This is a genomic window from Halalkalibacter lacteus (assembly GCF_036663595.1).
Lineage (GTDB): Bacteria > Bacillota > Bacilli > Bacillales > Bacillaceae_D > Halalkalibacter > Halalkalibacter lacteus.
Genome location: NZ_JAWRVL010000402.1, coordinates 1 through 244, shown reverse-complemented (window position 1 = coordinate 244; position 244 = coordinate 1). Strand labels below are relative to the sequence as shown.

Sequence of the window (244 nt, the reverse complement as noted above, 5' to 3'; positions counted from 1 at the left end):
TGCAGCCGACCTCGGTTTGCTCACCGTAGGCATTGGCTATGTAATAGCTCTCGGCGAGCCGGACGAAGGCCAAAATGATCTCGTTCACGGATGTAGCATCGGTGATCTCGGTCACTGGTTGCTCGGCAGGTTCTTCCTTCCGGTTGAGCCAGCGGTCAACGAGGCGCTGGTACTTTTGCTTGCTGCTGACAGTTCCGTGCTGTCCGAGGTAGTGGTCCCGGCCGACGATCGTCACCACGGCTTG

At 58.6% G+C, this 244-nt stretch carries 1 protein-coding gene; it reads right to left on the bottom strand.

The window, feature by feature from the left end; genetic code table 11:
* Positions 1 to 244, bottom strand: a 244-nt coding sequence (locus SAZ04_RS22810; protein ID WP_332700039.1) for a hypothetical protein, incomplete at both ends; no start/stop codon positions are given.